The sequence below is a fragment of the Pseudomonas sp. THAF187a genome, assembly GCF_009363395.1.
In the GTDB taxonomy this organism is placed as follows: Bacteria; Pseudomonadota; Gammaproteobacteria; order Pseudomonadales; family Pseudomonadaceae; genus Aquipseudomonas; species Aquipseudomonas khazarica.
The window spans coordinates 1,879,319-1,903,917 of the sequence record NZ_CP045349.1 but is presented as its reverse complement, the minus strand read 5'-3'; the positions used below and the strand labels follow the sequence as shown (position 1 = coordinate 1,903,917).

Genomic DNA, 24,599 nt, shown 5'->3' with positions numbered 1-24,599 from the left:
CTCGAATGTTGGAAAGTCCGGGCTACAGCGGATCTGCGCGAAGGAAAGAAAGGTCACCACTGGTAGCCGACACCGACCGACAGCCCCAGCTCGCCCTGGCTGTTGGTGTTGCCCTGCAGCTTGGTCACCCAACTGCCACTGTCGGAAATGCGCGACACACCGATGGCCAGGGCGGACTGGCCGCGATAGCTGCTCAGCCCCGCCGCAGTCATGCTGGCGCCCGGGACGTAGGGCTGCGGCAGGCTGGCCATTGCCATGGCACCGGCAATCCCGGCGCTGAGGATGTCGTCCTGCTTGCGCAGGTCGCTCTTCAGTTCGGCAAAACGCTGGTCGGTATAGCTGTTGGCGTTGCTGGTGATGCCGTTGATGCTGCTGTTCAGCTGAGCGAGGTTGACCGCATCCGTGTCCCGAGTGCCGGCCGCGACGTTGGTGATCTGGCGCTCCGCGCCGGCGCTGCCGACCGAGACACTGTTGTCACGATCCGCTACCGAGTTGCTCCCCAGGGCCACGGAATTGTCCCGGATGGCGCTGGCGCTGGTGCCAATGGCGACGCTGTTGCCAGCCGACGCCACGGCTCCCGAGCCACCGGCGACCGAGTTCAGCCCCTCAGCCTTGGGCGCGACCGGAGCATTGCTCTGATTGACCCGAAACATGCCGGCATCACCGCGCTCGACCTGGGTGACACGCGCATCGATGATCTGCACCTCGTTCGTTACCTGGCTCACATCGCCAGTGACGGCGGCGATCTTCTGGTCGACGCCCTTGAGCTGGGCGACGTTCACCGCATCGCTGTCCTCGGAGCCGGCAGCCACCCCGGTGATCTGGCGATTCCCTGCGGCAGTGCCGACACCGACTTCACCCACGGAAGTCTGCGTTTCGCTCAGCGCGAAGGCGGCGTAGTTCGCCTGTGCCCCGCGATCAGCCAACGAGCCTGCCCCCAGCGCCACCGAATTGGCCTGGCTGGCACTGGCATTGGCGCCAATGGCCACGCTGCTGTCGCCAGTCGCCTGGGCAGCGCTGCCCACGGCTGTCGCACCCTGGCCCGACGCCTCGGCCTCGTTCCCCATTGCCACGGCACTGGAACCGCTGGCCCGGGCATCGGGCCCCACAGCGACCGAGTCCGTACCACTTGCCACCGCGTCGGCCTTGTTCGAGCTGGCGCGAAAGTACTTGATGCCGCCGCCATTGTTGAGCGTGGCCAGGGATCCCTCGAGCGTGCTGACCCGACCATCGATCAGGGTGATCTGCTGGTTGGTCTCGTTGAGCTGGGACAGGTTGACCGCATCGCTGTCATTCACACCGCGAGCGACGTTGGTGAGCGTGGTGCCACCGCGTCCGGTGAGGCTGTCGTAGGCGCTGCCCGCCAGGGTGATGGTGTTGTAATCGATGGTTCCGCCACCGTTGAGGTCGTACTTCACCGAACCACCGCTGGCAGCGTTCAGTTGAGCGACGGTGGCGGCATCGCTGCCATTCACGCCGGCCGCAAGATTCACGATGCGGGTGCCGGCAGCGTCGATGCCGCTGACGGTGAGACTCGGCCCTCCCACGATGCTCAGGCCATTGCTGTCGAGCAGGGCGTTCCCGGCGGACAGCGATGTCACCGCAAGGTCATCGCTCAGATCGAAGGTCACCTCCTCACGGCCGTTGCGGGTCGTATGAGCGATGACCAGGTTGCCATCGGCGTTACCCAGGTTGACCTCACCACCTGGCGCCACGTTACTCGCGCCCCCTACTCCGGCACTCAGTCCCCACCCTGCATAGGCCGCCGTGCTGACGCTGCGCAACTGCGCCACGTTGACCGCATCACTGTCTTCGGTGCCGGCAGCCACACCGGTGATCTGACGAAAGAGCCCGTTCCCAGCGTCGCCCACGGCCAGCGCCCCGGAGGTGCTTTCAGTCGCGGCGATGCGCGCATCCAGGCGGTCGATGGCATTACTGGCCGGGTTGTAGCCCGCCATTCCCATGCCGGTATCCGCGATGGAGCCATTACCCAGGGCTATGCCTCCGGCCACTGTGACATCAGCCACATTGCCGATCACGAAAGCGTTGGCCACATCCAGGTCGTTGCCGTTACCGATGATGCGACTACCGGTAGCCGTTGCCTGCAACTTGCTGTCGTTGCCAAACACCCCTGCATTGTCGGCACGGATGTCGTTGTCGTTGCCCAGCGAATAGGACCCCGTCCCGGAAACGGTCGTCGGGTCGCCAATGGCACCGGACTTGCTGCCACTGACCCGGTTGCCGAAACCGATACTGATCGCTCGACCGCCTGACGCCTGCGCATCGGTACCGATGGCGATGGCATTGCTCGCGGATGCCCTGGCCTGATAGCCAACCGAAACGCTGCTCCACGCCTCGATCCCGGAGCCGGCACGAACGCCCAGGGCGATATTGGCGACACCCGTCACGTTATTGCCGGCCTGCAACCCGATGGCAACGTTGTTGTCGCCCGTTACACCCTGCCCGGCCCGATAGCCTGTCGCGACATTGGCACTGCCGGTCGAATCCCTGCCTGCATCGTTTCCACCGGCGAAGTTGTAAGACCCCACCAGATTGATTCCGGCATCCAGACCAATGGCGGTATTGGCATCGCCGGTGACATTGTGACCAGCCCAGGCACCGAATGCCGAGTTGTAATCGCCGACCACCCTGTTCGAGGCGAAATGCCCCATGCCGGTATTGCTTTGTCCCTCGCTGTAGGACCCCGCATCGAAGCCGACGAAGGCGTTGTCGATACCCAGCAGCTGCTGACCCGCACTCTGCCCAACGAGGATGTTTCGCTCGCCCACCGCTCCCGACCCGGCCAGCGTGCCGATGACGACCATGCCATCGGACTGGGCCTGCGCCTCACCTCCCAACGCCAGGCTGGATGAACCAACGGCATTGGCATAGGCACCAAGGGCCACGGAAGACTCGCCCAGTGCCTGGGACTCCCCTCCCAGGGCCATCGCATTCAGTGCCATGGCCTGAGCGCTGGTACCGAGGTAGATGGCGTTGCCAGCCATCGCCTGGCCTTGCATGCCGATGCCAATCGAGTTGGAGCCAGCGGACAGGCTGGAATTACCCCCGATATTGATCGCATTGATATTGCTGGCCTGGGACTGCGAGCCGATGGCGATACCGCCCATGCCGGTGACCGTCGCGGTACTGCCAATGGCAATGGCCGCATCCTCGCAAGCGTTGGCTCCGTCCCCGATCGCGATGCGGTCATCGGCAGACGTCACGCAGTCGGTAGCGCCTGCCACCTCATAGGCCTCAACCGAGGGAAGAGAGACGACGCCGCCAATCAGCCCAATGACCAGCAGCCCACGCTGTACAACAACCGAACGGGACAGGCTGCAACGCATTCCCCACGCGGATGCAACCCTGACAGGCCCGCAAAAGATATTCCAAACAACGTATTCAATTGGACTCATAAGTTCCCTTATCGAGAGAAACTCTCTATCTATCTGCAACACCAATAAGGGCCACTCCGACCAACATGAAGTTGCGCATTGAAATTCGAGACGAACAGGCGCCTTCATTCACGCAACAACAAGCCATTCGACTTGAACTCGCCAGACGGCAACTGCCAAGCCTGAAAGGTTTACAAGAGGGATCGTGCAGAATCTGCCACTAGTCAGGAGCACTCATAACGACGAACTCCGAATAAAAAGAGGATGACGCGACCAACTCGGCCACAACTGAGGAGCCTTGAATATATTTCCCTGCGCCCAGGCTGCAGATGTTCCTCTGGCCAAGGCAAGGTCTTCTTCGTTCTCGACACCCTCGATGACGACATCCGGCGCGAACGTTGATGAAATGCTGACCAGATTATTCAGCACTTCCGCAGACCGTTCGTTTTCGCGCGCCCGATGAAGATAGCCCGCATGGATCTTTATGATATCCGGCTGAACGCGCCTGACGAAATCCAGTGTCGTGAACCCCGAACCGAAATCATCTATTGCGATCCTGCATCCCAACACTTGTAGACGTCGAACAAAGTCAACCGCTGTTTCAGGATGGAGCATCGGCAAGTACTCGGTAATTTCCACCGTCAGCCTGGACGCCAGATCCGGTTGCAGCGCCAGCAATTCCATAATGGATATCCACCAGGAGTCATCCACCGCACTGCTCGAGGATATGTTGCAGCCAAGCTTCACCTGAGGCTCCTGGCGCAACATAGCCAGCAGGCTCAACACCACGCTGCGATCAAGACGACGAATCAAGCCCAGCTTCTCCAGCGTGCTTATCGTCTCCTCCCCTGTGGTGGCGCGCTGCGTGAAAGTCTCGACGGAGCGCAACAGGCCTTCTTCGTACAGTGCCTGCCGCCCCTCGCCAAGCGAGACCACCGGCTGGAAGGCAAGCGCGAAATCCTGCCTGCCCAGCCCCCGGTAGAAGGAAGCCGCGAACTCCATATCACTCTCGTAGGAGAGCCGCCAGTCAATGGAACACTGCACTTCCGGCAATGGCATCGGCGCTGGCGGAGACATTTGATTGATTTCCGCAAGCGACGGCGTACCAAACAGATCGAGCGTGACAAAGCCGACCGAGAGCACCGGAAATATTGCAATGCCCTCTATTTCAAATGGCGGAGCACTCAGAATCAATTGCCACCGTTCAAGTTCCTGCAAGGCAAGGCAATAACTGGTTGGAAAGCCCACATGCATATGCATGAGAAAAGCGCCTTCGCCGACCATGGAGATAATCGCGCCCCGGCTATGCCCACGAAATGAAATCTCGTTGACCAGGGCATGCACGAAATCGTCGCCATAAACCGTGCGAACATGTTCGAGATTTCGCAACACGACAAAGATATGCGTAAACCCGGCAAGCCCTGTGTCAATGCAAGAATCACCCAACTTAGACATCTCTATCCTCCCTGGCCATTCCCGCCTCGTTTCGTCTGACATCCAAGCCTGTTGTCATAACCACTGGCAAAAGTTGTTTCATACAGGGCAGCACTTCCCCAGGCCGGCAAGACATAAACAGAGATGCCTCACAACCCGCCTAGCACGATTCAGGATTTGTTTCAGTTCACGGTAATTACTTTCAAATTCACCATCAATATCGAAAACCGAGAATCACCGTTAAACATTGTTGAACAAACGACCAGCGCTTGCGTCAAGTCAGACTTCGCGCTGCGCTACCTGCACAAGAACCTGTTTGATGCCCCAGCGTGAGAGGACCTTGGGGGCAGAGGCGCCTCGACAGGGTTCTGGTGATCCGCGCCGGTGAGCCACCTATGGCTTCAGCGTCACACCAGGCTGTTGCCGACCGCCGGCTGGAGTGGCGCCCATGCAGCGGGGTTGAACAAGCACCTGGATTCGCTGTGCAGAACCCGCCTCGAGGCCTCGCCCAGCCTGGCCTGGAACCCTGAAGCCCAACGAGCGTTTGACGCTAAGCATCTGAGTTGAAAACAGTTTTCTAGCAAATAGCGGTTGACAGGAAGATATCTGCCGGTAGAATGCCGCCCCACAGACGCGGGATGGAGCAGTCTGGTAGCTCGTCGGGCTCATAACCCGAAGGTCGTAGGTTCAAATCCTGCTCCCGCAACCAGCTTCACGGAAAGGCCACTCAATGAGTGGCCTTTTTGCTTTGGCGAAAAATTAACTTTTTCGATCAAAAGCAACAAATCGATTGACAACCTCTCAAGCAAGCGTAGAATTGCCGGCGCGGGATGGAGCAGTCTGGTAGCTCGTCGGGCTCATAACCCGAAGGTCGTAGGTTCAAATCCTGCTCCCGCAACCACCTTCAGAAAAAGGCCACTCATCGAGTGGCCTTTTTCGTTTCCGGCATTGACCTCCCTCAGCTTCGCTTAAGGCAATCGGCCTATTCTTGGCGTACCTGCCACAGACGCAGGACATTGACCGAGGAAAGCCTGAATGAACTGGAAGAACACCCCACCACGCTATGGAAGCCTGTCCATTGGCCTGCACTGGCTGATGCTGATCCTGATCGCCGCCGTCTACGCCTGCATCGAACTCAAGGGCAACTTTCCCAAGGGCAGCGATACCCGCGAACTGCTCAAGCAATGGCACTTCATGCTCGGCCTCGGCGTTTTCGCTCTGGTCTGGCTGCGCCTGCTGGCCCGGGCCCTGGGCAGCACACCGGCGATCGTACCGCCGCAGCCATCCTGGCAGGCACTAGCCGCGAAGCTGATGCACCTGGCGCTGTACGCCCTGATGATCGGCGCACCGTTGGCCGGCTGGCTGATCCTCAGCGCCGCCGGTAAACCCATCCCCTTCTTCGGCCTCGAGCTTCCCGCACTGATCGGCCCGGACAAGGCACTGGCCGGGCAGATCAAGGAGCTGCACGAGCTGGGCGGCACCGCCGGCTACTGGCTGATCGGCCTGCATGCCGTCGCGGGTCTGTACCATCACTACGTGATGCGCGACAACACCCTGACGCGCATGCTGCCCGGACGCAATTGAGGTGAAGACGCCTCTGGTCAAGCGCCCTGAGCGCCGCTAGAATTGCGCACTTTTTGATCAGAGGCGCCCGCAGGCGCCCGTAGAGGTTAGCCCGCATGCCCACCGCCACACCCAAAGTCGGTTTCGTCTCTCTTGGCTGCCCCAAGGCGACCGTCGACTCCGAACGCATCCTGACCCAGCTGCGCATGGAAGGTTACGAGATCGTGCCGACCTACCAGGATGCCGACGTGGTGGTGGTCAACACCTGCGGCTTCATCGACAGCGCCAAGGCCGAATCCCTGGATGCCATCGGCGAGGCGATCGCCGAGAACGGCAAGGTGATCGTCACCGGCTGCATGGGCGTGGCCGAGAACAGCATCCGTGACGTGCACCCCAGCGTGCTGGCCGTGACCGGCCCGCAGCAGTACGAGCAGGTGGTCAGTGCGGTGCACGAGGTGATTCCTCCGAAAACCGAGCACAACCCGCTGATCGATCTGGTGCCGCCACAGGGCATCAAGCTGACACCGCGTCATTACGCGTACCTGAAGATTTCCGAAGGCTGCAACCACAGCTGCAGCTTCTGCATCATCCCGTCGATGCGCGGCAAGCTGGTCAGCCGCCCGGTCGGCGACGTGCTCAGCGAAGCCGAGCGCCTGGTCAAGGCCGGCGTGAAGGAACTGCTGGTGATCAGCCAGGACACCAGTGCCTACGGCGTGGACCTGAAGTACAAGCTGGACTTCTGGAACGGGCAGCCGGTCAAGACCCGCATGCTCGAACTGTGCGAGGCCCTGTCGGCCATGGGTGTATGGGTGCGCCTGCACTACGTCTACCCCTACCCCAACGTTGACGACGTGATCCCGCTGATGGCGGCCGGCAAACTGTTGCCCTACCTCGACATTCCTTTCCAGCACGCCAGCCCGAAAGTGCTCAAGTCGATGAAGCGCCCGGCCTTCGAAGACAAGACCCTGGCCCGTATCAAGAAGTGGCGCGAGATCTGCCCCGAGCTGACCATCCGCTCCACCTTCATCGTCGGCTTCCCGGGCGAGACCGAGGAAGACTTCCAGTACCTGCTCGACTGGCTGACCGAAGCCCAGCTCGACCGTGTCGGCTGCTTCCAGTACTCGCCGGTGGAAGGCGCCCCGGCCAACGACCTGGGCCTGGAGCCGGTGCCGGATGACATCAAGCAGGACCGCTGGGAGCGCTTCATGGCGCACCAGCAGGCCATCAGCTCGGCACGCCTGCAGGCCAAGATCGGCCTGGAGATGGACGTGCTGGTCGACGAAGTGGACGGCGAAGGCGCCGTCGCCCGCTCCTGGGCCGACGCTCCGGAGATCGACGGCAGCGTGTTCATCGACTCCACCAACGTGAAGCCCGGTGACAAGGTGCGCGTGCGCATCGTCGATGCCGATGAATACGACATGTGGGGCGAGCTGGTCTGAGCCTCCTGCCTGCAAGCCCCGCCTCGGCGGGGCTTGTTCTTTCTATCCCCCATTTGCCTGTCCGAGCCCTGCCATGAGCGAACCCACCCGTCTGTCCAAACGCGTCATCGAACTGCTCGGCTGCTCGCGCCGCGAAGCCGACCTGTACATCACCGGCGGCTGGATCAGCGTCGACGGCCAGGTGATCGAGGCGCCGCAACACAAGGTGGACGAGCAGCAGCGCGTGGAGCTGCTGCCCGGTGCCAGCCTCGATCCGGTGGAGCCGGTCAGCCTGCTGCTGCACGTCCCCGCCGGCAGCAGTGGCGGCGCCCTGCTGCGCCTGCCGACGCGTGACAACCATTGGGAGTCCGATCCGCACGCACAGCGCATCCTGCACGGCCACTTCCTGCGCCAGGAACAGAGCCTGCCACTGCAGAACGGCGCCAGCGGCCTGGTGGTGCTCAGTCAGGACTGGCGTGCCCAGCGCAAGCTGCGCGAGGACGGCGCCAGGCTGGAACAGGAATACCTGGTCGAGGTCAGCGGCGAGATGCCCGCCAACGGCCTGGAGCGTCTGAAGAAAGGCCTGCTGCACAGGGGCGTGCAATACCCGCCGTGCAAGGCCAGCTGGCAGAGCGAGCAACGCCTGCGCTTCGCCCTGAAGAACCCGGCGCCGGATCTGCTGCGCACGCTGTGCACTGCGCTTGGCCTGCAGGTACGGGAGATGAAGCGCATCCGCATCGGCGGTGTGCCGATGGCCAAGCTGCCGCTCGGGCAGTGGCGCTACCTGGGCGACAAGGAACGCTTCTGAGGCCGTGTTAGGCTGTGCCCATCACGCTCTGGAGACCACCATCATGCGTACCCTGCTCCTCACCGCCCTGCTTGCCCTGAGCCTGCCCGGCCTCGCTGCGCCAGCGCCGTTCTTCCTCTGGCAGAGCAAGAGCGACGGCCACCTGACCTGCGCCCAGACCAGCCCGGGCGAAGGCTGGATCCGCTTCACCGGGCCGTTCCGCGATGCGGGCTGCCGGGTGGCGTATGACGCCCCGGTCAGCAGGCGCTGAGAGTCGGGCCATGCAGCACCTGGTTTCCCCGGTCGGTATCGTCCACTCCTGCTTCAAGGAAAAGTTCGCCATCCCGCGCCAACCGCATCTGGCCCCCGCCGCACGCGGCGTGCTGGAGCTGCTGCCGCCCTTTGATCAGGGTGATGCCGTGCAGGGGCTGGAACAGGTCAGCCATGTCTGGCTGCTGTTTCTTTTTCACCAGGCACTGGAAGACAGGCCGCGCCTGAAGGTGCGCCCGCCGCGCCTGGGCGGCAACCAGTCGGTGGGCGTGTTCAGCACCCGCGCCACCCATCGCCCGAATGGTATCGGTCAGTCCGTGGTGCGCCTGGAACGGGTCGAACCAGGGCGCCTGCACCTGTCCGGCATCGACCTGCTCGACGGCACACCGGTGCTGGATATCAAACCCTACGTGCCCTACGCCGACAGCGTGGCCGAGGCGCACAACGGCATGGCCGACGCGCCACCGCCACTGATTCCGGTGGACTGGCAGGACGCCGCCCTGCAGCAGGCACAGCAGCAGGCCCTGCGCCTTGGCGAACCCCTGGTGGAGCTGATCGAACAGTGCCTGGCCCAGGACCCGCGCCCGGCCTACCAGCAACCCCAGCCGGACCGGCGCTACGGCGCGCGCTTCTGGGACCTGGACGTGCACTGGCACTACCCGGAGCCGGGGCGAATTCGGGTACTCGATGTGCAGACGGCCGCCACCTGATCAGACACATGAGCAGGCATTTCGGTTGGCAATGATGCCTGCTTTACCTGCTGCAACGCCCTAGGGTGAAGGCCTCAATATCCTGCGAGGCCTTTTCATGCATCCGTACTTTTCTCTTGCCGGGCGTACCGCCCTGGTCACCGGCGGCACCCGCGGCATCGGCCTGATGATCGCCAAGGCCTTCGTCGAAGCCGGCGCCCATGTCTATGTCTGCGCACGTGACGGCGAGGCCTGCGCACAAACTGCCACCGATCTGTCGCAGCTCGGCCAGTGCACCGGCATCGCCGCCAACCTGGCCAGCGAAGAAGGCGTGCAGGCGCTGGCCCGGGAGCTGGGCGAACGCATCCAGCGCCTGGATATCCTGGTCAACAATGCCGGCACCACCTGGGGCGCGCCGCTGGAGAGCTACCCGGCCAAGGGCTGGGAGAAGGTCATGCAGCTCAACGTCACCTCGGTGTTCGGCTGCATCCAGCAGATGCTGCCCCTGCTGCGCGAGGCTGGTTCGGCAGCGTGCCCGGCGCGGGTGATCAACATCGGTTCGGTGGCCGGGATCAGCGCCATGGGCGAACAGGCCTATGCCTACGGACCGAGCAAGGCCGCGCTGCATCAGCTGTCACGCATGCTGGCCAAGGAACTGGTGAGCGAGCATATCAACGTCAACGTGATCGCTCCGGGGCGCTTCCCGAGCAAGATGACCCGCTTCATCACCGAGGATGAGGCCGCCCTGGCCGCCGATACCGCCGTGATTCCGATGCAGCGCTGGGGCCGTGAGGAAGAGATGGCCGCCCTGGCCCTGACCCTGGCCGGCAGCGCAGGTGCCTACATGACCGGTACGGTCATCCCCATCGACGGCGGTTTTCATCTGGGCTGAAGGCTGTACCGGCGGCCGCGCTGCGCATGACGCAGCCGTGCGCCCTTCAGCGCGACGGATTGAGCGCCAGCATATCGGCCTCGATAGCGTCCTGACGCTCGATCAGTGGCTCCACCAGCGGGCGGCTGGCCAGGAAATGCGCAGTATGCGTATGCACCTCGAAAGCCGCCTCGTCGACATACACCTCGTACAGCCAGACCAGATCGGGATCGCTGCGGTCACGCATCAGGTCGAAGGTCAGGCAGCCCGGCTCATCACGCACCGAGGCGGCGGCATTGACCTGCATGGCAGACATGAACGCGTCGAACCGGCCAGGCTTGAGTCTGGTCTTGAGCAATAGCACGTACACTGCACCCTCCAATATGTTTTATATTTGAAGAATTATTGTATACATAATGGAGTGCAAAGAAATGCTCGAACGCCCGTCCCGCCTCAATGGCCTGCGCCACCTGGCCCTGCTGGTACCCAACCTGGAAGCCTGCGAGCGTTTCTATGTGGATGTGCTGGGCATGCAAGTGCTGCACCGCGCCAACGAGGACCTGGTCTACCTGACCTGTGGCAACGACAACCTTTCGCTCGGCCGCGCCTACGCCGAGAGCCATGGCGTGCCGCTGGTCGATCATTACGGTTTCATCGTCGACAGCGTCGAGGAGCTGGATGCCTGGTACCACTACCTCAAGGCCTGCGGCGTGACACTGCTGGACAGCCCGTTCGAGCATGGCGACGGCGCGCGCAGCTTTCACCTGCTGGACCCTGCCGGCAACAAGGTCCAGCCGCTCTATCACCCGGCGATATCGGGCCAGCGCTTCAGCCCGGCTGCCTGATCAGGCAGCCGCAAGCGGGTCACTCAGGTACGGAACTGCCCGACCAGGCCCTGCAGTTCCACGCCCAGACGCGCCAGCTCGGCACTGGAGGAAGCGGTCTGCTCGGTCGCCGTGGCGCTCTGCTCGCCGATGTCGCGCACCCGGGTGACGCTCTCGTTGATCGCCTCGGCCACCGCGCTCTGCTCTTCGGCAGCCGCGGCGATCTGCTGGTTCATCTGCTCGATGGTGCTGACCGCCTGCGTGATGCGCCCCAGGGCATCCCCCGCCTCGCCGGCCAGCTCCACGGTGCGGCGGGTCAGGTCGCGGCTGCTGTCCATCTGCTGCACGGCGTCCTTGGCCATGCGCTGCAGGCTGGCGATCAGGGTCTCGATTTCCTCGGTGCTGTCCTGCGCACGCTTGGCCAGCGCCCGTACCTCATCGGCGACCACCGCGAAGCCGCGCCCCTGCTCACCGGCACGCGCCGCCTCGATGGCAGCATTGAGCGCCAGCAGGTTGGTCTGCTCGGCGACGTTGCGGATCACCTCCAGCACGCTGCCGATGCGTGCGCTCTCCTTGTTCAGCGCGGCGATGGCCTCAGCGGAGTGCTCCACTTCACCGGCCAGGCTGTCGATCTGCTCGACGGCCTGCTGCACCACGCGATTGCCCTGCTGCGCCTCCAGGTCCGCGTCACGTGCGGCCAGCGAAGCCTGCTCGGCGTTCTGCGCCACTTCCTGCACGGTGGCGGCCATCTGGTGCATGGCCGTGGCGGTCTGTTCGGTTTCCAGCTTCTGCGTCTGCACACCGGCGCTGGTCTGCGCGGTGATCGCCGACAACTGATCGGCCGCTGCCGCGATCTGCCCGACGCCACCGCCGATGCGCCCCACCAGATTGCGCAGGCTCAGGGTCATGCCCTGCATCGCCGCGAGCAGTTGCCCGACCTCGTCGCGGCGGTCCTGCGGGATGTCCTGGCTGAGATCACCGGAGGCGATACGCTGGGCGAAGCTCACGCTCTGGCGCAGCGGGCCGACGATCAGGCGGGTGATCAGCAAAGCGGCGCAGATACCCAGCACGATGGCCGCAGCGCCCATGACGCCGAGCATCAGCAAGGCACGCTGACTGCCACCGAGCATGCTTTGCTCAGCGCTGACCTGGGCCGACTCGGCCAGGTCGACCACCGAGCGCGCGCGCTCGATCATGGCCTTCTCGGTCGTATGGTTCTGTTCGCGCAGCTGCTGGTAGTAGAGGAAGGAGCGCTGGTACAGGGTCAGTGCCTGCAAGGCGGTATCGATGGCCGCCTTCTGATCGTCGTTGAGCCAGACGGTGAGGCTGCGGGCGACGGTCTGCAGGTCTTCGCTGACGTACTCCCACTCTTCCAGCGCCTTGGGTGAGCCGTCGATGATGTAGAGGCTTTCCTGGCCGCGCAGATCGAGCATGCGCTTGCTCAGGCCGGAGGCGGTTTCCGCCAGGGTCAGCGGATCGCTGCCGCGCAGCCGGTCACCTTGCAGGCGCAGTTCGCGCACGGCGTCATACATGTCCAGTTCGATCACTTCGAACTGGTCGCGCGCCTCGGCGGCAGCGGTGCGCATGTCCTGGCGGGCTTCGCGCGCCTTGCCCTGCTGTTCGACGTAGTTATCGAACTGCTTGAGGTATTCGGCGGTGGCCTGCTGCATGGTCTGTACGCGGCTGCTTTCCACGCTCTGCTGGGCCAGTTGCTCGAGCATGCCCTGCACCTTGCGCAGGCTCTCGCGTACACGCTCGGCGCTCTCCGGGCTCTGCTCGATGGCGAAGTTGCGCTCCAGACGACGCGCCTGGAGGATTTCCTGATTGACCTGCGCCAGCTGGCCGACCTGCGCGTGCCCCTGGAGCACGGCCTGGACAGCGAGATAACCACTGCCGGTCATGGCGGCGGTGAGCAGCAGCACGAGACCGAAACCGATGAGGAGTTTCTTGCCCACGGCAAGGTTGGCAAACAGACGCGCGGCAGGCTTGAACATATGGGGGTCGCTCCAGTTCTTCTTATTGCAGTCGCACCTCGTGGGGGCGACCTGATCGACTGAACAGGCAACTGCTGTGCCATGCCGAGAACAACCTATCGGCAGGCACCTGGCACCGCTTGAGTGCTGGCAATTGGCCAAACGCACAGTCTGAGGATAGCCACTGTCCGCTCGCCGGCAGGCGCATTTCGGCAAATATCCGCTTACTGGCGCCGAATAACTGGCGACTTCCCGCCCCCTCTGCCGCGCGCCACACGGCAAATGAAAAAGGCGCAGCTCCATCAGAAGCTGCGCCTTGGCTGACACCCTACCTGCCTGTGTTCAGCGGCCGGCAAGCACCGGCATCACGCGTGGACGCAATACCTCACCCACCACGGCCAGAGCGCCGATCGCACCGGCGATCCAGTACCACTGCGCGACCGGGTCGAACAGCAGCCAGCCCAGCGCATGCAGGAACACCACCATGATCAGCACGGGGCTGACGTAGCGCACCATGAACAGCCACAGCGCATAGCCGGCCGGCGGCAGGTCGAGCTCGTCGCGCATGATCTCGCCACGCAGCGCATAGCCCGCGAGAATCACCATGAAGATACCGCCCAGGGGCATCATCCAGCGCGAGGTCAGGTAGTCCAGCCAGTCGAAGAAGTTCTTGCCCAGCGGCGTCCAGCCGGACAGCAGGTTGAACGACAGCATCGCCAGCAGGCTGATCAGCAGCAGCACCGCCCCGGACACCATGGCGGCGCGCAGGCGACTGACGCCGTGCTTCTCGTTCAGGTAGGCCACGGTGGCCTCGATCATGGAGATCGCCGAGGTCAGCGCAGCGATCGAGACCATGGCGAAGAACAGCACGCCGAAGGCCGTGCCGAACGGCATCTGCTGGAACGCCAGCGGAAGGCTCATGAAGATCAGCCCCGGGCCCGCACTCGGGCTCATGCCGTTGGCGAAGATGATCGGGAAGATCGCCAGGCCGGCGAGCAGCGCCACGCAGGTGTCGCAGATGGCCACCATGAAGGTGGTGCGGGCGATGGACTGGCCGTCAGGGATGTAGGAGCCGTAGGTGAGGATTGCCCCGGAGGCCAGGCTCAGGGTGAAGAAGGCATGGCCCAGCGCCGCCAGCAGCGCTTCGCCCGTGATCTTCGAGGCATCGAAATGGAACAGGAAACCGAAGCCGGCGCTGAAGCTGCCGCTGGTCAGGGCGTAGCCGACCAGCACGATGAGCATCAGGGCCAGGCCCGGCATCATCCAGCGCACCGCATTCTCGATGCCCTTCTGCACGCCCTTGGCCACGATCCACAGGGTCAGCAGCGCCACCAGCACGCTCCAGCCACCCAGCTGCCAGGGGTTGGCGTTATGCGCCTCGAACACCCCACCGAGCGCTTCCACGCTGGTGGCCGCCAGGGAACCGTCGAGCATCTTCCAGGTGTAGGCGAAGGCCCAGCCAGCGACGACCACGTAGAAACACAGGATCATGAAGCCGGCGAGCATGGACATGCCGCCGACGGCCTTCCACAGCGGGCTGCCGTTGTTCTCGCGCACCACGCGACCGATGGCGTCGATGGGGCTGCCACGGCCACGCCGGCCGATGGCGATCTCGGTCATCATCACCGGAATGCCGATGGCCAGGATGCACGCCAGGTACATCAGCACGAAGGCACCGCCGCCGTACTCACCGGTGATATAGGGGAATTTCCAGATGTTGCCCAGGCCGACGGCCGAGCCGGTTGCTGCGAGGATGAAGCCCCAGCGCGAGAGCCAGAGATTCTTCGGTTTTTCACGAGTCATGCGTCACCTGTTTGTTTTTATCTGTGACGGGATCGGACCCGCCGTGCTTGTGGCACGGCGGAATGCAAGGCTTGGATGAAAGCCGGAGGTGTCACTGAGCGTCGGGCTGCACCTCCGGGGCGGCCAGTCGGAAGGCCTCCAGGGGTTCGCAGCGCGCCGCCATGGCGACAATGCGTGGGTACGCGGCAAGGTCACAGTTAAAACGCCGCGCATTATACAGCTGCGGGATCAGACAGGCTTCCAGATAACCCGGATGCGCGCCGAGCGACAGGCGCCCGTCGAACGGCGCCAGCCCTTCCTCCACCGCGGCCAGGCCCAGCGCGACCCAGTGCCGGTACCAGGCGTTCTTCGCCGCGTCATCGGCGCCCAGCTGGTTGCCCAGGTATTGCAGCACGCGCAGGTTGTTCAGCGGATGCACGTCGCAGGCGATGTGCAGGGCCAGCGCCCTGACCTGCGCACGTTCGGCCGGATCGGCGGGCAACAGCGAGGGTACCGGGAAGATCTCTTCCAAGTACTCGAGGATCGCCAGCGACTGGGCGATGCGCACGCCGCCATTCTGTTCGTCGACCAGCAGCGGCAGCAGGCCCTGCGGGTTCAGTGCGCGGTATTCGGCGGCATGCTGCTCGCCACCGTCACGCAGCAGGTGCACCGGCAACTGCTGGTAGGCCAGGCCCTTGAGATTGAGGGCGATACGCACGCGGTAGGCGGCGCTGGAGCGCCAGTAGCCATAGAGTTTCAACATTGCGAATTCCTTTCGAAACGCAACCTGCGTGGGAGCGGCTGCAGCCGCGATTCAACCGAACATCGCGGCGAAAGCCGCTCCTGCAGTCGCGCCGATGGATCAGCGGGCGTCGTAACGCTCCACCACCTGATCGATGGCACCGAAGATGGTCTGGCCGCTGGCGTCGAACATCTCGATACGCACCCGGTCACCGAAGGCCAGGAAAGGCGTCTTCGCCTCGCCCTGTTCGACGATCTCCAGCATGCGTTTTTCCGCGAGGCAGGAAGAACCAGCGCTGCGGTCGTAGTTCGACACGGTGCCCGAGCCGATGATGCTGCCGGCCCCCAGCGGACGGGTCTTGGCGGCATGGGCGACCAGGGTCGGGAAGTTGAAGGTCATGTCCACGCCGGCGTTCGGCTGGCCGAACAGCGCGCCGTTGATGTGCGACACCAGCGGCCGATGCACCTTGCCATCCCTCCAGCTGTCGCCCAGTTCGTCCGGGGTCACGGCCACCGGCGAGAAGCTCGACGACGGCTTGCTCTGGTAGAAACCGAAGCCCTTGGCCAGTTCGCCGGGGATCAGGTTGCGCAGCGACACGTCGTTGACCAGCATCAGCAGGCGGATGTGGCCCGCCGCTTCGGCCGGCGTGGCACCCATCGGCACGTCGTCGGTGACCACCGCCAGTTCGGCCTCCAGATCGATGCCCCAGGCTGCGTCGGCCAGGCGAATCGGGCTGTGCGGTGGGATGAAGGCATCGGCACCGCCCTGGTACATCAGCGGGTCATGCCAGAAGCTTTCCGGCATCTCGGCGCCGCGGGCCTTGCGTACCAGCTCCACGTGATTGACGTAGGCACTGCCATCGGCCCAGTGGTAGGCACGCGGCAGCGGGCTGTGACAGGCCGCCTGGTCGAAGGCGAAGGCGCCCTCCTCCATACCGTCGTTGAGACGCTGATAGACCGCCTCCAGCCTGGGCCGCAGCGCGTTCCAGTCGTCCAGTGCGGCCTGCAGGGTGGCGGCGACCTGCGGCACGCGCACGGCGCGGCTCAGGTCACGGGAGACCACGACGAGAACACCGTCACGGCCCTGATTCAGTGATGCGAGTTTCATGCTTGCTACCTATTCGTCTGTTGGCGTGCGGGCAGCCCCGCTCCCTCTCGCGGGAGCGGGGCGATCGATGCCCGCCCCTTAACCCTGGGTACCCGGCGCGCGCCAGGAATTGACGTACTCGGGCACGTCCACGGCTGCGGCGGCCTCGCCCACCTCCAGCGCACGACGGGTGTCGATCATCACCGCCACCTCGTCGATGAAGGTCGCCGGATCGACCTGGCTTTTCTTCAGCGCCTTGGGATGCGGGCCATGGGGGAAGCCGCACGGGTGCAGCGTGACCATGCCCTGCTCGATGTTGTCGCGGCTGAAGAAGTTGCCACGGTGGTAGAACAGCACCTCGTCGTAGTCGTCGTTGTTGTGGAAGAACGGCACCTTGAGCGCGCCCGCATCGGACTCCACCGGGCGTGGGGTGAAGGTGCAGATCACGAAACCGTTGGCCACGAAGGTGGTGTGCACCGACGGAGGCAGGTGGTAGCGATGGCTGATCAGCGGGCGTATGTCGCGCCAGTTGAGACGCACCACGGTGTTGTCGCCATGCCAGCCGACCACGTCCAGCGGGTTGTAGGGATAGGTCACGGTACTGATCTGGTCGCGCCGCTTGATGCGGATCTGCCAGGTGTTCTCGTCCTGCTGCGCCTTGAAGGCATCATCGATGTGCGGATGTTCCAGCACCGCCGGGTCGAAGATCGCCTGCGGGCCGAGCAGGCCCTTGTCCGGCAGCTGGTAGGCACCGTCGGTGTTCTCGATCAGCAGGAAGTAGCTCGGCGTGCTCGCCTCGATGCGCCAGGCGGTCCCGCGCGGTATCAGCAGGTAATCGCCGTCACGGTACGGCAGATGGCCGAAGTCGCAATACAGGTGCCCGGCCCCTTCATGGACGAACAGCAGCTCGTCGCCATCGGCGTTGCGCACCAGGTGGCGCATGGCGCCGTGGGTACGCCAGACGCGCAACTTGACGTCGGCATTGTGCAGGGTCAGCGGCGCAGCCAGCGGGCAGTCTCGCTCGCTGGGCACCTCGTTGAAGTCGAAGGCGTGCGGGCGCAGCGGCCCTTCCCAGTCGATCCAGCCCGTCGGCGCATGCTTGTGATGCAGGTGCGCGGTGGGGCCGAAGAACCCCTCGCGGCCCATCTCGCGCTCATAGGTGTCCTGCGGCAGGTCGCAATGCGCCTGCCGCGAACAGTCGCCCTCACGCAGGGGAAAGCTGATCCATTTGCGGCTCATGGAATCACTCCTCGGCCTTGATCACGCCGCGCCGCAGCTGGTCCTCTTCGATGGATTCGAACAGCGCCTTGAAGTTGCCCTCGCCGAAGCCCTGGTTACCCTTGCGCTGGATGATCTCGAAGAAGATCGGGCCGATCACCGTGTTGGTGAAGATCTGCAGCAGGATGCCGTCATCGCCCGGTGCGCCATCGATCAGCAGGTTCAGCTCGCGCAGCTGGTCCAGTGGCTCGCCATGACCGGCGACGCGGCTGTCGACCTTCTCGTAGTAGGTCTCCGGGGTGGTCATGAAGTCCACGCCATTGGCGCGCAGCTGGCGCACGGTGGCGTAGATGTCGTCGGTGCTCAGGGCGATGTGCTGGATACCCTCGCCATGGTATTCGCGGATGAATTCCTCGATCTGCGATTTGTCGTCGGCCGACTCGTTGATCGGGATGCGGATCTTGCCGCAAGGCGCGGTCATGGCGCGGGAGAACAGGCCGGTGAGCTTGCCCTCGATATCGAAGTAGCGAATCTCGCGGAAGTTGGCGATGCGCTCGTAGAAGCCGGACCACACGTCCATCTGGCCGCGACGCACGTTGTGGGTCAGGTGGTCGATGCACTGCAGGCCGACGGCATTGTCGTTGGGGCTACGGCCCTCGATGTACTCGAAGTCGACGTCGTAGATGTTCTTGTCGCCATAGCGATCCACGAGGTACAGCAAGGAGCCGCCGATGCCCTCGACACAGGGGATGTTCAGTTCGCCGAAGTTGGCGTGGCTGCCGACCAGCGTGGCGCCCTGCTGCTCGACGTAGGCGGCCGCCTGGGCCGCATTCTTCACGCGGAACGCCATGGCGCAGGCACTCGGCCCGTGTTTCTCGCCGAAGGCACGGACATGACCGGTAGGGCTGCCATTGAGGACGATGTTGATGTCGTTCTGCTGGAACAGCCAGACTTCCTTCGAACGATGCTTGGCGGTTTCGGTAAAGCCCATGGCCGTGAACAACTGACGCAGTTGCTCGATGCCTTCGGCGCTCGGTGCGGTGAATTCGACGAACTCGAAACCGTCGGTCCCGATGGGGTTGTGCTGCTCGATCTTGGCCACGGCGTTCATTCTGCCTCCTGATTGTCATTGTTATGGCAAGCGCACGAATGCGTTGCGGACAACCTCATGACAACCGAGCGCAGAGCCGCTCTCAAGATGGCTTGCGGCATCTCGCCGCGGTGGCCGAGTGCAGCAATGGCAATTATTCCTTACAGCCCTGAAAACCTGGCGGGCGGAGCATCCACAGCCCCGTAAAACGTAAGCTTTTATTTACAGCGTGGTGAGTGGGCTTGCCGCTGGCCGTCAGTCCGGGCGCGCGAAAGCGTAGGCGCGCTCCACCTTGGCCACGCGCGTGACGAAAGCCGAGTACCAGGTGCTGCGTCCCTGCTCGCGGACCTGCGTGTGTTCGGCATGCTCGCGCCAGGCGCGAATGGCCTCCTCGCTCTGCCAGTACGACAGGGTGATCCCCAGCCCGTCGCTGCGCGCCGACTCCACGCCGAGAAAGCCAGGCTGCCGGGCGGCCAGTTCGAGCATGCGCTGCGCCGCCTCGGCGTAGCCGGCATCGACCGGCGTCCGCTGCGAGGTGAACATCACCACGTAATAGGGTGGTTCCGGCGTGGCCGCGATCACGAAGCCTGCTCCAGATGGGCCTCGTGCACCGATTGCACCGCGCAGGCCCCGACCAGCCCGGCCACCAGCGGCGGCAGACGCCCTTGCAGCGCGGCCCGCTCGGGCTGGAACAGGGTCGCGATGAAGAACGGATGGTCCTCCAGCTCGATGGCGCGCACCGCGCCGGCCTCGTCATGCCCGGAGGCCTTCAGCGCCTGCGCCATCAGCGGCTCGACGAAGGCATCGACCAGGCCATAACGGCACAGGTACTGCTCGCTGATTTCGCGCACACCGTACAGCTCGGCGATACGCGATCCCGAAACCAGGTGCACACGCTCGCTGACATCCTGCAGGGCACAGGCCAGCGGCGCGATCAACGGCGTCTGCGCCTGCGGCGACAGCTCGGCGTGTTCGGCATCCGCCCAGCCCAGGCGATTGCGCGCGTATTCGAGCAGCGCATGCTGGAAACCACCGCAGGTGCCGAGGAATGGTACGCCCTGCTCACGGGCGAAGCGGATCGCACGCAATGCCCCATCGGCACTGACATAGGGGCTGCCCGGTACGCACCAGATGCCGTCATAGGCCATCAGGGCCGCATCGTCGACGATGCTGTCGGTGCCCAGCCAGTCGTGTTCGACCGCCACGCCCAGGGCTTCGGCAGCCAGCCGCAGCGCCTCGGGAATGGCCCGGTGCGCGGTGATCGCCGCATTGAATTCACCCACCAGGGCGACCCTGACTCGACACTTGCTGTACATGCGCATCTCCCCCTCTTGCATGGCGGTTTACCTGCCACTATAAGAGGGCGCTTACGCAATAATAATTGGCAAACTGACAAGCAGGAATTGCAGCGATGCAATATCAGATCGACCACGCCGACCTTTCCCTGGTACTCGCCCTGGTGCGTGGCCGCTCCCTGGCCCGTGCCGCCGAACTGCTGCAGGTGGACGTCTCGACAGTGTTTCGCGCCGTACGGCGCCTGGAGGCCGCACTGGGCGTGGCGCTGTTCGAGAAAAGCCGGCGCGGCTACGAGCCCAGCGAGACCGCGCGGGCCCTGGCCGAGCAGGCCGAGCACGCCGAACAGGCACTGGACGCCGCCCGCGTGGCCCTGGAACAGGGCAAGCACGTGGTCAGTGGCACGGTGCGCCTGACCTGCACCGACGCGGTCCTGAGCAGCCTGCTGCTGCCGGCACTCGCGCGCTTCATGCCCAACTACCCGGCACTGTCGCTGGAGCTGGTGACCTCCAACGACTTCGCCAACCTGAGCAGGCGCGATGCCGACCTGGCGCTGCGTCTGACCAACCAGCCACCGGAGCACCTGGTTGGCCGGCGGCTGGCGAAGGTGTCCTACGTGGTCTGCGCACGTGACGACGGGCAGGACCGCAGCGACCTGGCGCGGCAGAGCTGGATCGCCCCGGACGAGTCGATGCCGGACCACGCCACCGTGCTCTGGCGCCTGCGCGAGTTGCCCGGGGTCATGCCCAGCTACCGCTGCAGCAGCATGTACGCCGTGTCTCAGCTGACCCGTGCCGGGCTCGGCGTTGCCGCCCTGCCCGACTTCGTCCTGCGCAGCCAGCCCGACCTGCGGGCGCTCAGCGAACCCCTGGCCGGCTGCGACACCGAACTCTGGCTGCTGACCCGCCCCGACTGCCGCGCCTTGCGCTCGGTGCAGACGCTGTTCGAGGAACTGGGCAAGGCGCTGAAGACCAGCGCCTGAGACAAGCACTCGCAGATGTCCGCCTGCACCGCACCCCGGATTGCATCCGGGCTACGAAGCGGTAGCCCGGATGCAATCTGCGGGGATCGGGTGCGCAAAAGAGCATCGCGGCTGAAGCCGCTCCTACGACGCTATTGCACGAAGCAGAGCAGCCGGACACCCCACGTGGGAGGGGCTTCAGCCGCGACAGGCCAGTGCCCGCGGGTATCCGTCTGCACAGCGCCCCGGATTGCATCCGGGCTACGAAGCGGTAGCCCGGATGTAATCTGCGGGGATCGGGTGCGCAAAAGAGCATCGCGGCTGAAGCCGCTCCTACGACGCTACTGAACGAAACAGAGCAGCCGGACACCCCATGTGGGAGGGGCTTCAGCCGCGACAGGCCAGTTCCCGCGGGTATCCGCCTGCACGGCGCCCCGGATTGCATCCGGGCTACGAAGCGGCACCCCGGATGCAATCTGCGGGGGTCGGGTACGCAAAAGAGCATCGCGGCTGAAGCCGCTCCTACGACGCTCCTGAGCGAAACAGAGCAGCCGTACACCCCACGTGGGAGGGGTTTCAGCCGCGACAGTCCAGTTCCCGCGGGTATCAGCCTGCACGGCACCCCGGATTACATCCGGGCTACGTGATTCGAGCCGCGTTGTAGCCCGGATGAAATCCGGGGCCTCAGTGGTAGCGGTCAAGTCAACATCGTCCACCTGCAGGAGCGGCTGGGCGGCATTCCGCTGCAGCCGCGAAACCCCGCTTGCAGCACCGCGCCAAAGCCCCTGCCGGCTCAGCCCTGCTGCAGGTGCCCGTACAGCTTGGCGTACAGCCCGCCCTCGGCGATCAGCTGCTGGTGGTCGCCATCCTCGGCGATGCTGCCGCCATCGAACACCAGCACGCGGTCGGCCTGCTTCACCGCACTCAGACGGTGGGCAATGATCAGCGTGGTGCGCCCCTCGAGGAACTGCGCCAGGGCTTCGTGCAGGGCATATTCGGTCGCGGCGTCCAGCGCCGAGGTGGCTTCGTCGAGGATCACCACCTTGGGCTCGGCCAGCACCATGCGGGCAATCGCCAGGCGCTGGCGCTGCCCGCCGGACAGGCGCACGCCGCTGCGCCCGACCACGCTGTCGAGGCCCTGCGGCAGCAGCGCGATGGTGTCGGCCAGCTGGGCGATACGCAGCGCCTGCCAGCAGGCTTCGTCACTGCGCTCGCGGCCCATCGTCAGGTTGGCGCGCACCGTATCGTTGAACAGCGCCGGATGCTGCAGCACCACGGCGACGTTGTCGCGCACGCAATCCAGGCCGATTTCCTCCAGGCTGCTGCCGCCGAAGCGAATGGTGCCGGCCTGCGCCGTGTACAAGCCGAGCAGCAGCTGCACCAGGGTGCTCTTGCCGCCGCCCGAGGCGCCGACGATGGCCACCTTCTCGCCGGGGCCGATGGACAGATCGAGTCGATCCAGCACCGGTTCGTCACCATAGGCGAAGGTCAGCCCCTGCACCTCGATGCCGACGGTGTCGCGGCCCTTGAACGGGTCGACCTGGCCGACGTACTGCGGCTCGTCCTGGCGCGCCAGCAGCTCGTTGATGCGCGTCAGCGCACCGCCCGCGGCATAGAAGGCGTACTGCAGGCTGAGCAGCTGCTCGACCGGGCCGATCATGAACCACAGGTAGCTGAAAACGGCGAGCATCTGGCCGATGGACAGGTCGGAGAACAGCACGGTAAGCATCGCCGCCGCGCGGAACACATCGATACCGAACTGGAACAGCAGGCCACTGGCGCGGCTGGACGCATCGCTCTTCCACTGCGAGGCCACGGCATAGTCACGCACCTCGCGGGCACGACCGCCGAGACGCCCGAGGAAATACCCCTGGCGGTTGCCGGCGCGCACTTCCTGAATCGCTTCCAGGGTTTCGGTCAGCGCCTGGGTGAAGCGCGAGGTGCTGTCGTTCTCCAGCTTCTTCAGGTGCTTGACGCGCTTGCCCAGCAGCACCGTGGCGTAGATCACCAGCGGGTTGAACAGGAGGATCAGCAGCGCCAGCTGCCAGTGCATCCAGATGAGGATGGCCGACGTGCCGAGCAGGGTCAGCATCGCCACCAGAAAGCGGCTCAGGGTCTCGCCGACGAACTTGTCCAGGGTGTCCAGGTCGGTGACCAGGTGGGTGGTCACGGTGCCGCCGCCCAGGCTCTCGTACTCGCCGAGGGAAATGCGCTTGAGGCGCTCGATCAGGCGCACGCGGATGCGATAGACGATGTCCTTCGACAACCTGGCGAACAGGCGCGCCTGCAACACGTTGAAGATCAGCGCGGAGCTGCGCAGCAGCAGGGTCAGCAACAGCATCAGGCCGATGTAGCCGGCCGCCGTTTCCCAGCCGGCGGGCAGGAAGCGGTCCATCACCTGGAGCGCGGCGTTGCCATCATGCAGCAGCACTTCGTCGACCAGCAGCGGCAACAACAGGGGAATCGGTACGCTGCACAGGGTCGCCAGCACCGCCACCAGGTTGGCCAGCAGCAGCGCCTTCTTGTGACGCAGGGCCAGGCGCCGAATCTGCGCCCAGCTCAACCTATCAGGCATGGCCGGCACGCTCCAGCCAGCGTCCCAGCAGGGGTGAAAGGGCTTCCAGCGGCTGATAACCGTTGGTCAGCAGCGCCAGCTGGCCGTCGCGCTCGGCGAGCAGGGTGGGAAAGCCGGCGATGCCGAGGTCCTGCACCCAGGTGAAGTCGGCCAGCGTGGCATCGTGCATCGCCTGGCTGTCGAACGCCTCGGCGAACTCGATGCGCGGGATGCCCGCCTGCTCCGCCAGTTGCACCAGCACGCCAGCCTGTGTGACATCAGCACCCTCGGTGTAGAAGGCCTGCTGGATCAGCTTGAGCAGTGTCCAGGCACTGTCCGCATCCAGGCTGCGTGCGGTGACCAGGGCGCGACAGGCCGGCTCGGTGTCGTACACCAGGCCCTCCGGCAGGCCACGCTCGAAGTCGAACAGCTGCCCGGTGCTGGCATTGACCGCCTGCCAGTACCCCAGGTAACGCACTCGCGCTGCCGCATCGACCGCAATCCGGTCACGCCGCAGGCCACCTACCACGATCTGCAACGCCACACCGGCTGCGGCGGCCTGCTCGGCAAGCGCTTCGGCGACGGGCGCAAAGCCCCAGCACCAGGAACACATCGGGTCCATCACGTAGAGCAGGCGGCTGGTCATGCA

21 protein-coding genes, 2 tRNA genes and 1 pseudogene are annotated in these 24,599 nt (G+C 64.5%); 10 read left to right on the top strand and 14 right to left on the bottom strand.

Annotated elements, in window-relative coordinates:
- Nucleotides 1–53: 53 nt before the first annotated feature.
- Nucleotides 54–3,416 (bottom strand): YadA family autotransporter adhesin, encoded by a 3,363-nt coding sequence (locus FIV02_RS08850; RefSeq protein ID WP_172979141.1) that lies wholly within the window; start codon nt 3,414–3,416, stop codon nt 54–56.
- Between the two features lie 213 nt (nt 3,417–3,629).
- Nucleotides 3,630–4,850 (bottom strand): EAL domain-containing protein, encoded by a 1,221-nt coding sequence (locus FIV02_RS08845; RefSeq protein WP_172979140.1) that lies wholly within the window; start codon nt 4,848–4,850, stop codon nt 3,630–3,632.
- Nucleotides 4,851–5,461: 611 nt separating this feature from the next.
- On the opposite strand from FIV02_RS08845, the gene FIV02_RS08840 reads away from it, so the two are divergent.
- The 8 genes from FIV02_RS08840 to FIV02_RS08805 all read left to right on the top strand — a co-directional run bounded on the left by FIV02_RS08840 (nt 5,462) and on the right by FIV02_RS08805 (nt 10,448).
- Nucleotides 5,462–5,538 (top strand) — tRNA-Met (locus FIV02_RS08840).
- Nucleotides 5,539–5,653: 115 nt separating this feature from the next.
- Nucleotides 5,654–5,730: transfer RNA gene (locus tag FIV02_RS08835), tRNA-Met, on the top strand.
- 134 nt (nt 5,731–5,864) lie between these two features.
- Nucleotides 5,865–6,413, top strand: a complete 549-nt coding sequence (locus tag FIV02_RS08830) for a cytochrome b (protein ID WP_152488388.1) — start codon at nt 5,865–5,867, stop codon at nt 6,411–6,413.
- Nucleotides 6,414–6,508: 95 nt separating this feature from the next.
- Entirely contained in the window at nt 6,509–7,831 is a 1,323-nt protein-coding gene (gene rimO, locus FIV02_RS08825) for a 30S ribosomal protein S12 methylthiotransferase RimO (protein ID WP_152488387.1), read from the top strand.
- A gap of 73 nt (nt 7,832–7,904) precedes the next feature.
- Entirely contained in the window at nt 7,905–8,618 is a 714-nt protein-coding gene (locus FIV02_RS08820; RefSeq protein ID WP_152488386.1) for an rRNA pseudouridine synthase, read from the top strand.
- A gap of 43 nt (nt 8,619–8,661) precedes the next feature.
- Nucleotides 8,662–8,868 carry a hypothetical protein gene (locus tag FIV02_RS08815; RefSeq protein WP_152488385.1) on the top strand — a complete coding sequence of 69 codons (207 nt, stop codon included), beginning with the start codon at nt 8,662–8,664 and terminating at the stop codon, nt 8,866–8,868.
- A 10-nt stretch (nt 8,869–8,878) separates the two neighbouring features.
- Nucleotides 8,879–9,577, top strand: a complete 699-nt coding sequence (gene tsaA, locus FIV02_RS08810; RefSeq protein ID WP_152488384.1) for a tRNA (N6-threonylcarbamoyladenosine(37)-N6)-methyltransferase TrmO — start codon at nt 8,879–8,881, stop codon at nt 9,575–9,577.
- A 97-nt stretch (nt 9,578–9,674) separates the two neighbouring features.
- Nucleotides 9,675–10,448, top strand: coding sequence for an SDR family oxidoreductase (locus FIV02_RS08805; RefSeq protein ID WP_152488383.1), 774 nt, complete (start codon nt 9,675–9,677; stop codon nt 10,446–10,448).
- A 46-nt stretch (nt 10,449–10,494) separates the two neighbouring features.
- Here FIV02_RS08805 and FIV02_RS08800 read toward each other — a convergent pair whose 3' ends face one another.
- Nucleotides 10,495–10,797, bottom strand: a complete 303-nt coding sequence (locus FIV02_RS08800; RefSeq protein ID WP_047587822.1) for a putative quinol monooxygenase — start codon at nt 10,795–10,797, stop codon at nt 10,495–10,497.
- A 61-nt stretch (nt 10,798–10,858) separates the two neighbouring features.
- On the opposite strand from FIV02_RS08800, the gene FIV02_RS08795 reads away from it, so the two are divergent.
- Complete coding sequence (locus FIV02_RS08795; protein WP_037056894.1) at nt 10,859–11,272, top strand: VOC family protein; 414 nt, start codon at nt 10,859–10,861, stop codon at nt 11,270–11,272.
- Between the two features lie 23 nt (nt 11,273–11,295).
- Here the strand turns inward: FIV02_RS08795 and FIV02_RS25205 are convergent, their stop codons facing one another.
- The 9 genes and pseudogenes from FIV02_RS25205 to FIV02_RS08755 all read right to left on the bottom strand — a co-directional run bounded on the left by FIV02_RS25205 (nt 11,296) and on the right by FIV02_RS08755 (nt 20,458).
- Nucleotides 11,296–12,000 carry a methyl-accepting chemotaxis protein gene (locus FIV02_RS25205; protein ID WP_371923274.1) on the bottom strand — a complete coding sequence of 235 codons (705 nt, stop codon included), beginning with the start codon at nt 11,998–12,000 and terminating at the stop codon, nt 11,296–11,298.
- A 201-nt stretch (nt 12,001–12,201) separates the two neighbouring features.
- Nucleotides 12,202–12,339 (bottom strand): annotated as a pseudogene (locus tag FIV02_RS25200) (hypothetical protein); the annotation flags it as partial.
- A 1,227-nt stretch (nt 12,340–13,566) separates the two neighbouring features.
- Nucleotides 13,567–15,027 carry a sodium-dependent transporter gene (locus tag FIV02_RS08785; RefSeq protein ID WP_047587824.1) on the bottom strand — a complete coding sequence of 487 codons (1,461 nt, stop codon included), beginning with the start codon at nt 15,025–15,027 and terminating at the stop codon, nt 13,567–13,569.
- A 91-nt stretch (nt 15,028–15,118) separates the two neighbouring features.
- On the bottom strand, nt 15,119–15,769 hold the full coding sequence (gene maiA, locus FIV02_RS08780) for a maleylacetoacetate isomerase (RefSeq protein ID WP_037056904.1): 651 nt from the start codon (nt 15,767–15,769) through the stop codon (nt 15,119–15,121).
- Nucleotides 15,770–15,868: 99 nt separating this feature from the next.
- Nucleotides 15,869–16,855, bottom strand: coding sequence for a fumarylacetoacetate hydrolase family protein (locus tag FIV02_RS08775; RefSeq protein ID WP_134678299.1), 987 nt, complete (start codon nt 16,853–16,855; stop codon nt 15,869–15,871).
- Between the two features lie 78 nt (nt 16,856–16,933).
- Nucleotides 16,934–18,073 (bottom strand): homogentisate 1,2-dioxygenase, encoded by a 1,140-nt coding sequence (locus FIV02_RS08770; RefSeq protein ID WP_037056909.1) that lies wholly within the window; start codon nt 18,071–18,073, stop codon nt 16,934–16,936.
- Between the two features lie 4 nt (nt 18,074–18,077).
- The gene (gene hppD / locus FIV02_RS08765) at nt 18,078–19,163 is read right to left on the bottom strand and encodes a 4-hydroxyphenylpyruvate dioxygenase (RefSeq protein WP_047587829.1); all 1,086 of its coding nucleotides are present in this window, start codon (nt 19,161–19,163) and stop codon (nt 18,078–18,080) included.
- Nucleotides 19,164–19,397: 234 nt separating this feature from the next.
- Nucleotides 19,398–19,724 (bottom strand): antibiotic biosynthesis monooxygenase, encoded by a 327-nt coding sequence (locus FIV02_RS08760; protein ID WP_047587832.1) that lies wholly within the window; start codon nt 19,722–19,724, stop codon nt 19,398–19,400.
- Nucleotides 19,721–20,458: a CTP synthase gene (locus tag FIV02_RS08755; protein WP_047587861.1), complete on the bottom strand. Its 738-nt coding sequence runs from the start codon at nt 20,456–20,458 to the stop codon at nt 19,721–19,723. Before FIV02_RS08755 ends, FIV02_RS08760 begins: the two co-directional genes overlap by 4 nt.
- 95 nt (nt 20,459–20,553) lie before the next feature.
- On the opposite strand from FIV02_RS08755, the gene FIV02_RS08750 reads away from it, so the two are divergent.
- Nucleotides 20,554–21,417, top strand: a complete 864-nt coding sequence (locus tag FIV02_RS08750) for a LysR family transcriptional regulator (protein ID WP_152488381.1) — start codon at nt 20,554–20,556, stop codon at nt 21,415–21,417.
- A 772-nt stretch (nt 21,418–22,189) separates the two neighbouring features.
- Here FIV02_RS08750 and FIV02_RS08745 read toward each other — a convergent pair.
- Nucleotides 22,190–23,971 (bottom strand): ABC transporter ATP-binding protein, encoded by a 1,782-nt coding sequence (locus FIV02_RS08745; RefSeq protein ID WP_152488380.1) that lies wholly within the window; start codon nt 23,969–23,971, stop codon nt 22,190–22,192.
- Nucleotides 23,964–24,596 carry a DsbA family protein gene (locus FIV02_RS08740; RefSeq protein WP_152488379.1) on the bottom strand — a complete coding sequence of 211 codons (633 nt, stop codon included), beginning with the start codon at nt 24,594–24,596 and terminating at the stop codon, nt 23,964–23,966. The genes FIV02_RS08745 and FIV02_RS08740 overlap by 8 nt, the downstream gene beginning before the upstream one ends.
- Between the last annotated feature and the right edge of the window lie 3 nt (nt 24,597–24,599).

Excerpts from the sequence above, each read along its gene's own strand:
- FIV02_RS08805 (WP_152488383.1), top strand. The coding sequence starts at position 9,675 with ATGCATCCGTACTTTTCTCTTGCCGGGCGTACCGCCCTGGTCACCGGC.
- FIV02_RS08755 (WP_047587861.1), bottom strand. The coding sequence starts at position 20,458 with ATGTACAGCAAGTGTCGAGTCAGGGTCGCCCTGGTGGGTGAATTCAAT.
- FIV02_RS08740 (WP_152488379.1), bottom strand. The coding sequence starts at position 24,596 with ATGACCAGCCGCCTGCTCTACGTGATGGACCCGATGTGTTCCTGGTGC.
- FIV02_RS08745 (WP_152488380.1), bottom strand. The coding sequence starts at position 23,971 with ATGCCTGATAGGTTGAGCTGGGCGCAGATTCGGCGCCTGGCCCTGCGT.
- FIV02_RS08750 (WP_152488381.1), top strand. The coding sequence starts at position 20,554 with ATGCAATATCAGATCGACCACGCCGACCTTTCCCTGGTACTCGCCCTG.
- FIV02_RS08820 (WP_152488386.1), top strand. The coding sequence starts at position 7,905 with ATGAGCGAACCCACCCGTCTGTCCAAACGCGTCATCGAACTGCTCGGC.
- hppD (WP_047587829.1), bottom strand. The coding sequence starts at position 19,163 with ATGAACGCCGTGGCCAAGATCGAGCAGCACAACCCCATCGGGACCGAC.
- FIV02_RS08785 (WP_047587824.1), bottom strand. The coding sequence starts at position 15,027 with ATGACTCGTGAAAAACCGAAGAATCTCTGGCTCTCGCGCTGGGGCTTC.
- maiA (WP_037056904.1), bottom strand. The coding sequence starts at position 15,769 with ATGTTGAAACTCTATGGCTACTGGCGCTCCAGCGCCGCCTACCGCGTG.
- FIV02_RS08815 (WP_152488385.1), top strand. The coding sequence starts at position 8,662 with ATGCGTACCCTGCTCCTCACCGCCCTGCTTGCCCTGAGCCTGCCCGGC.
- rimO (WP_152488387.1), top strand. The coding sequence starts at position 6,509 with ATGCCCACCGCCACACCCAAAGTCGGTTTCGTCTCTCTTGGCTGCCCC.
- FIV02_RS08775 (WP_134678299.1), bottom strand. The coding sequence starts at position 16,855 with ATGAAACTCGCATCACTGAATCAGGGCCGTGACGGTGTTCTCGTCGTG.
- FIV02_RS08850 (WP_172979141.1), bottom strand. The coding sequence starts at position 3,416 with ATGAGTCCAATTGAATACGTTGTTTGGAATATCTTTTGCGGGCCTGTC.
- tsaA (WP_152488384.1), top strand. The coding sequence starts at position 8,879 with ATGCAGCACCTGGTTTCCCCGGTCGGTATCGTCCACTCCTGCTTCAAG.
- FIV02_RS08830 (WP_152488388.1), top strand. The coding sequence starts at position 5,865 with ATGAACTGGAAGAACACCCCACCACGCTATGGAAGCCTGTCCATTGGC.
- FIV02_RS08770 (WP_037056909.1), bottom strand. The coding sequence starts at position 18,073 with ATGAGCCGCAAATGGATCAGCTTTCCCCTGCGTGAGGGCGACTGTTCG.
- FIV02_RS08845 (WP_172979140.1), bottom strand. The coding sequence starts at position 4,850 with ATGTCTAAGTTGGGTGATTCTTGCATTGACACAGGGCTTGCCGGGTTT.
- FIV02_RS08795 (WP_037056894.1), top strand. The coding sequence starts at position 10,859 with ATGCTCGAACGCCCGTCCCGCCTCAATGGCCTGCGCCACCTGGCCCTG.
- FIV02_RS25205 (WP_371923274.1), bottom strand. The coding sequence starts at position 12,000 with ATGGCCGCCACCGTGCAGGAAGTGGCGCAGAACGCCGAGCAGGCTTCG.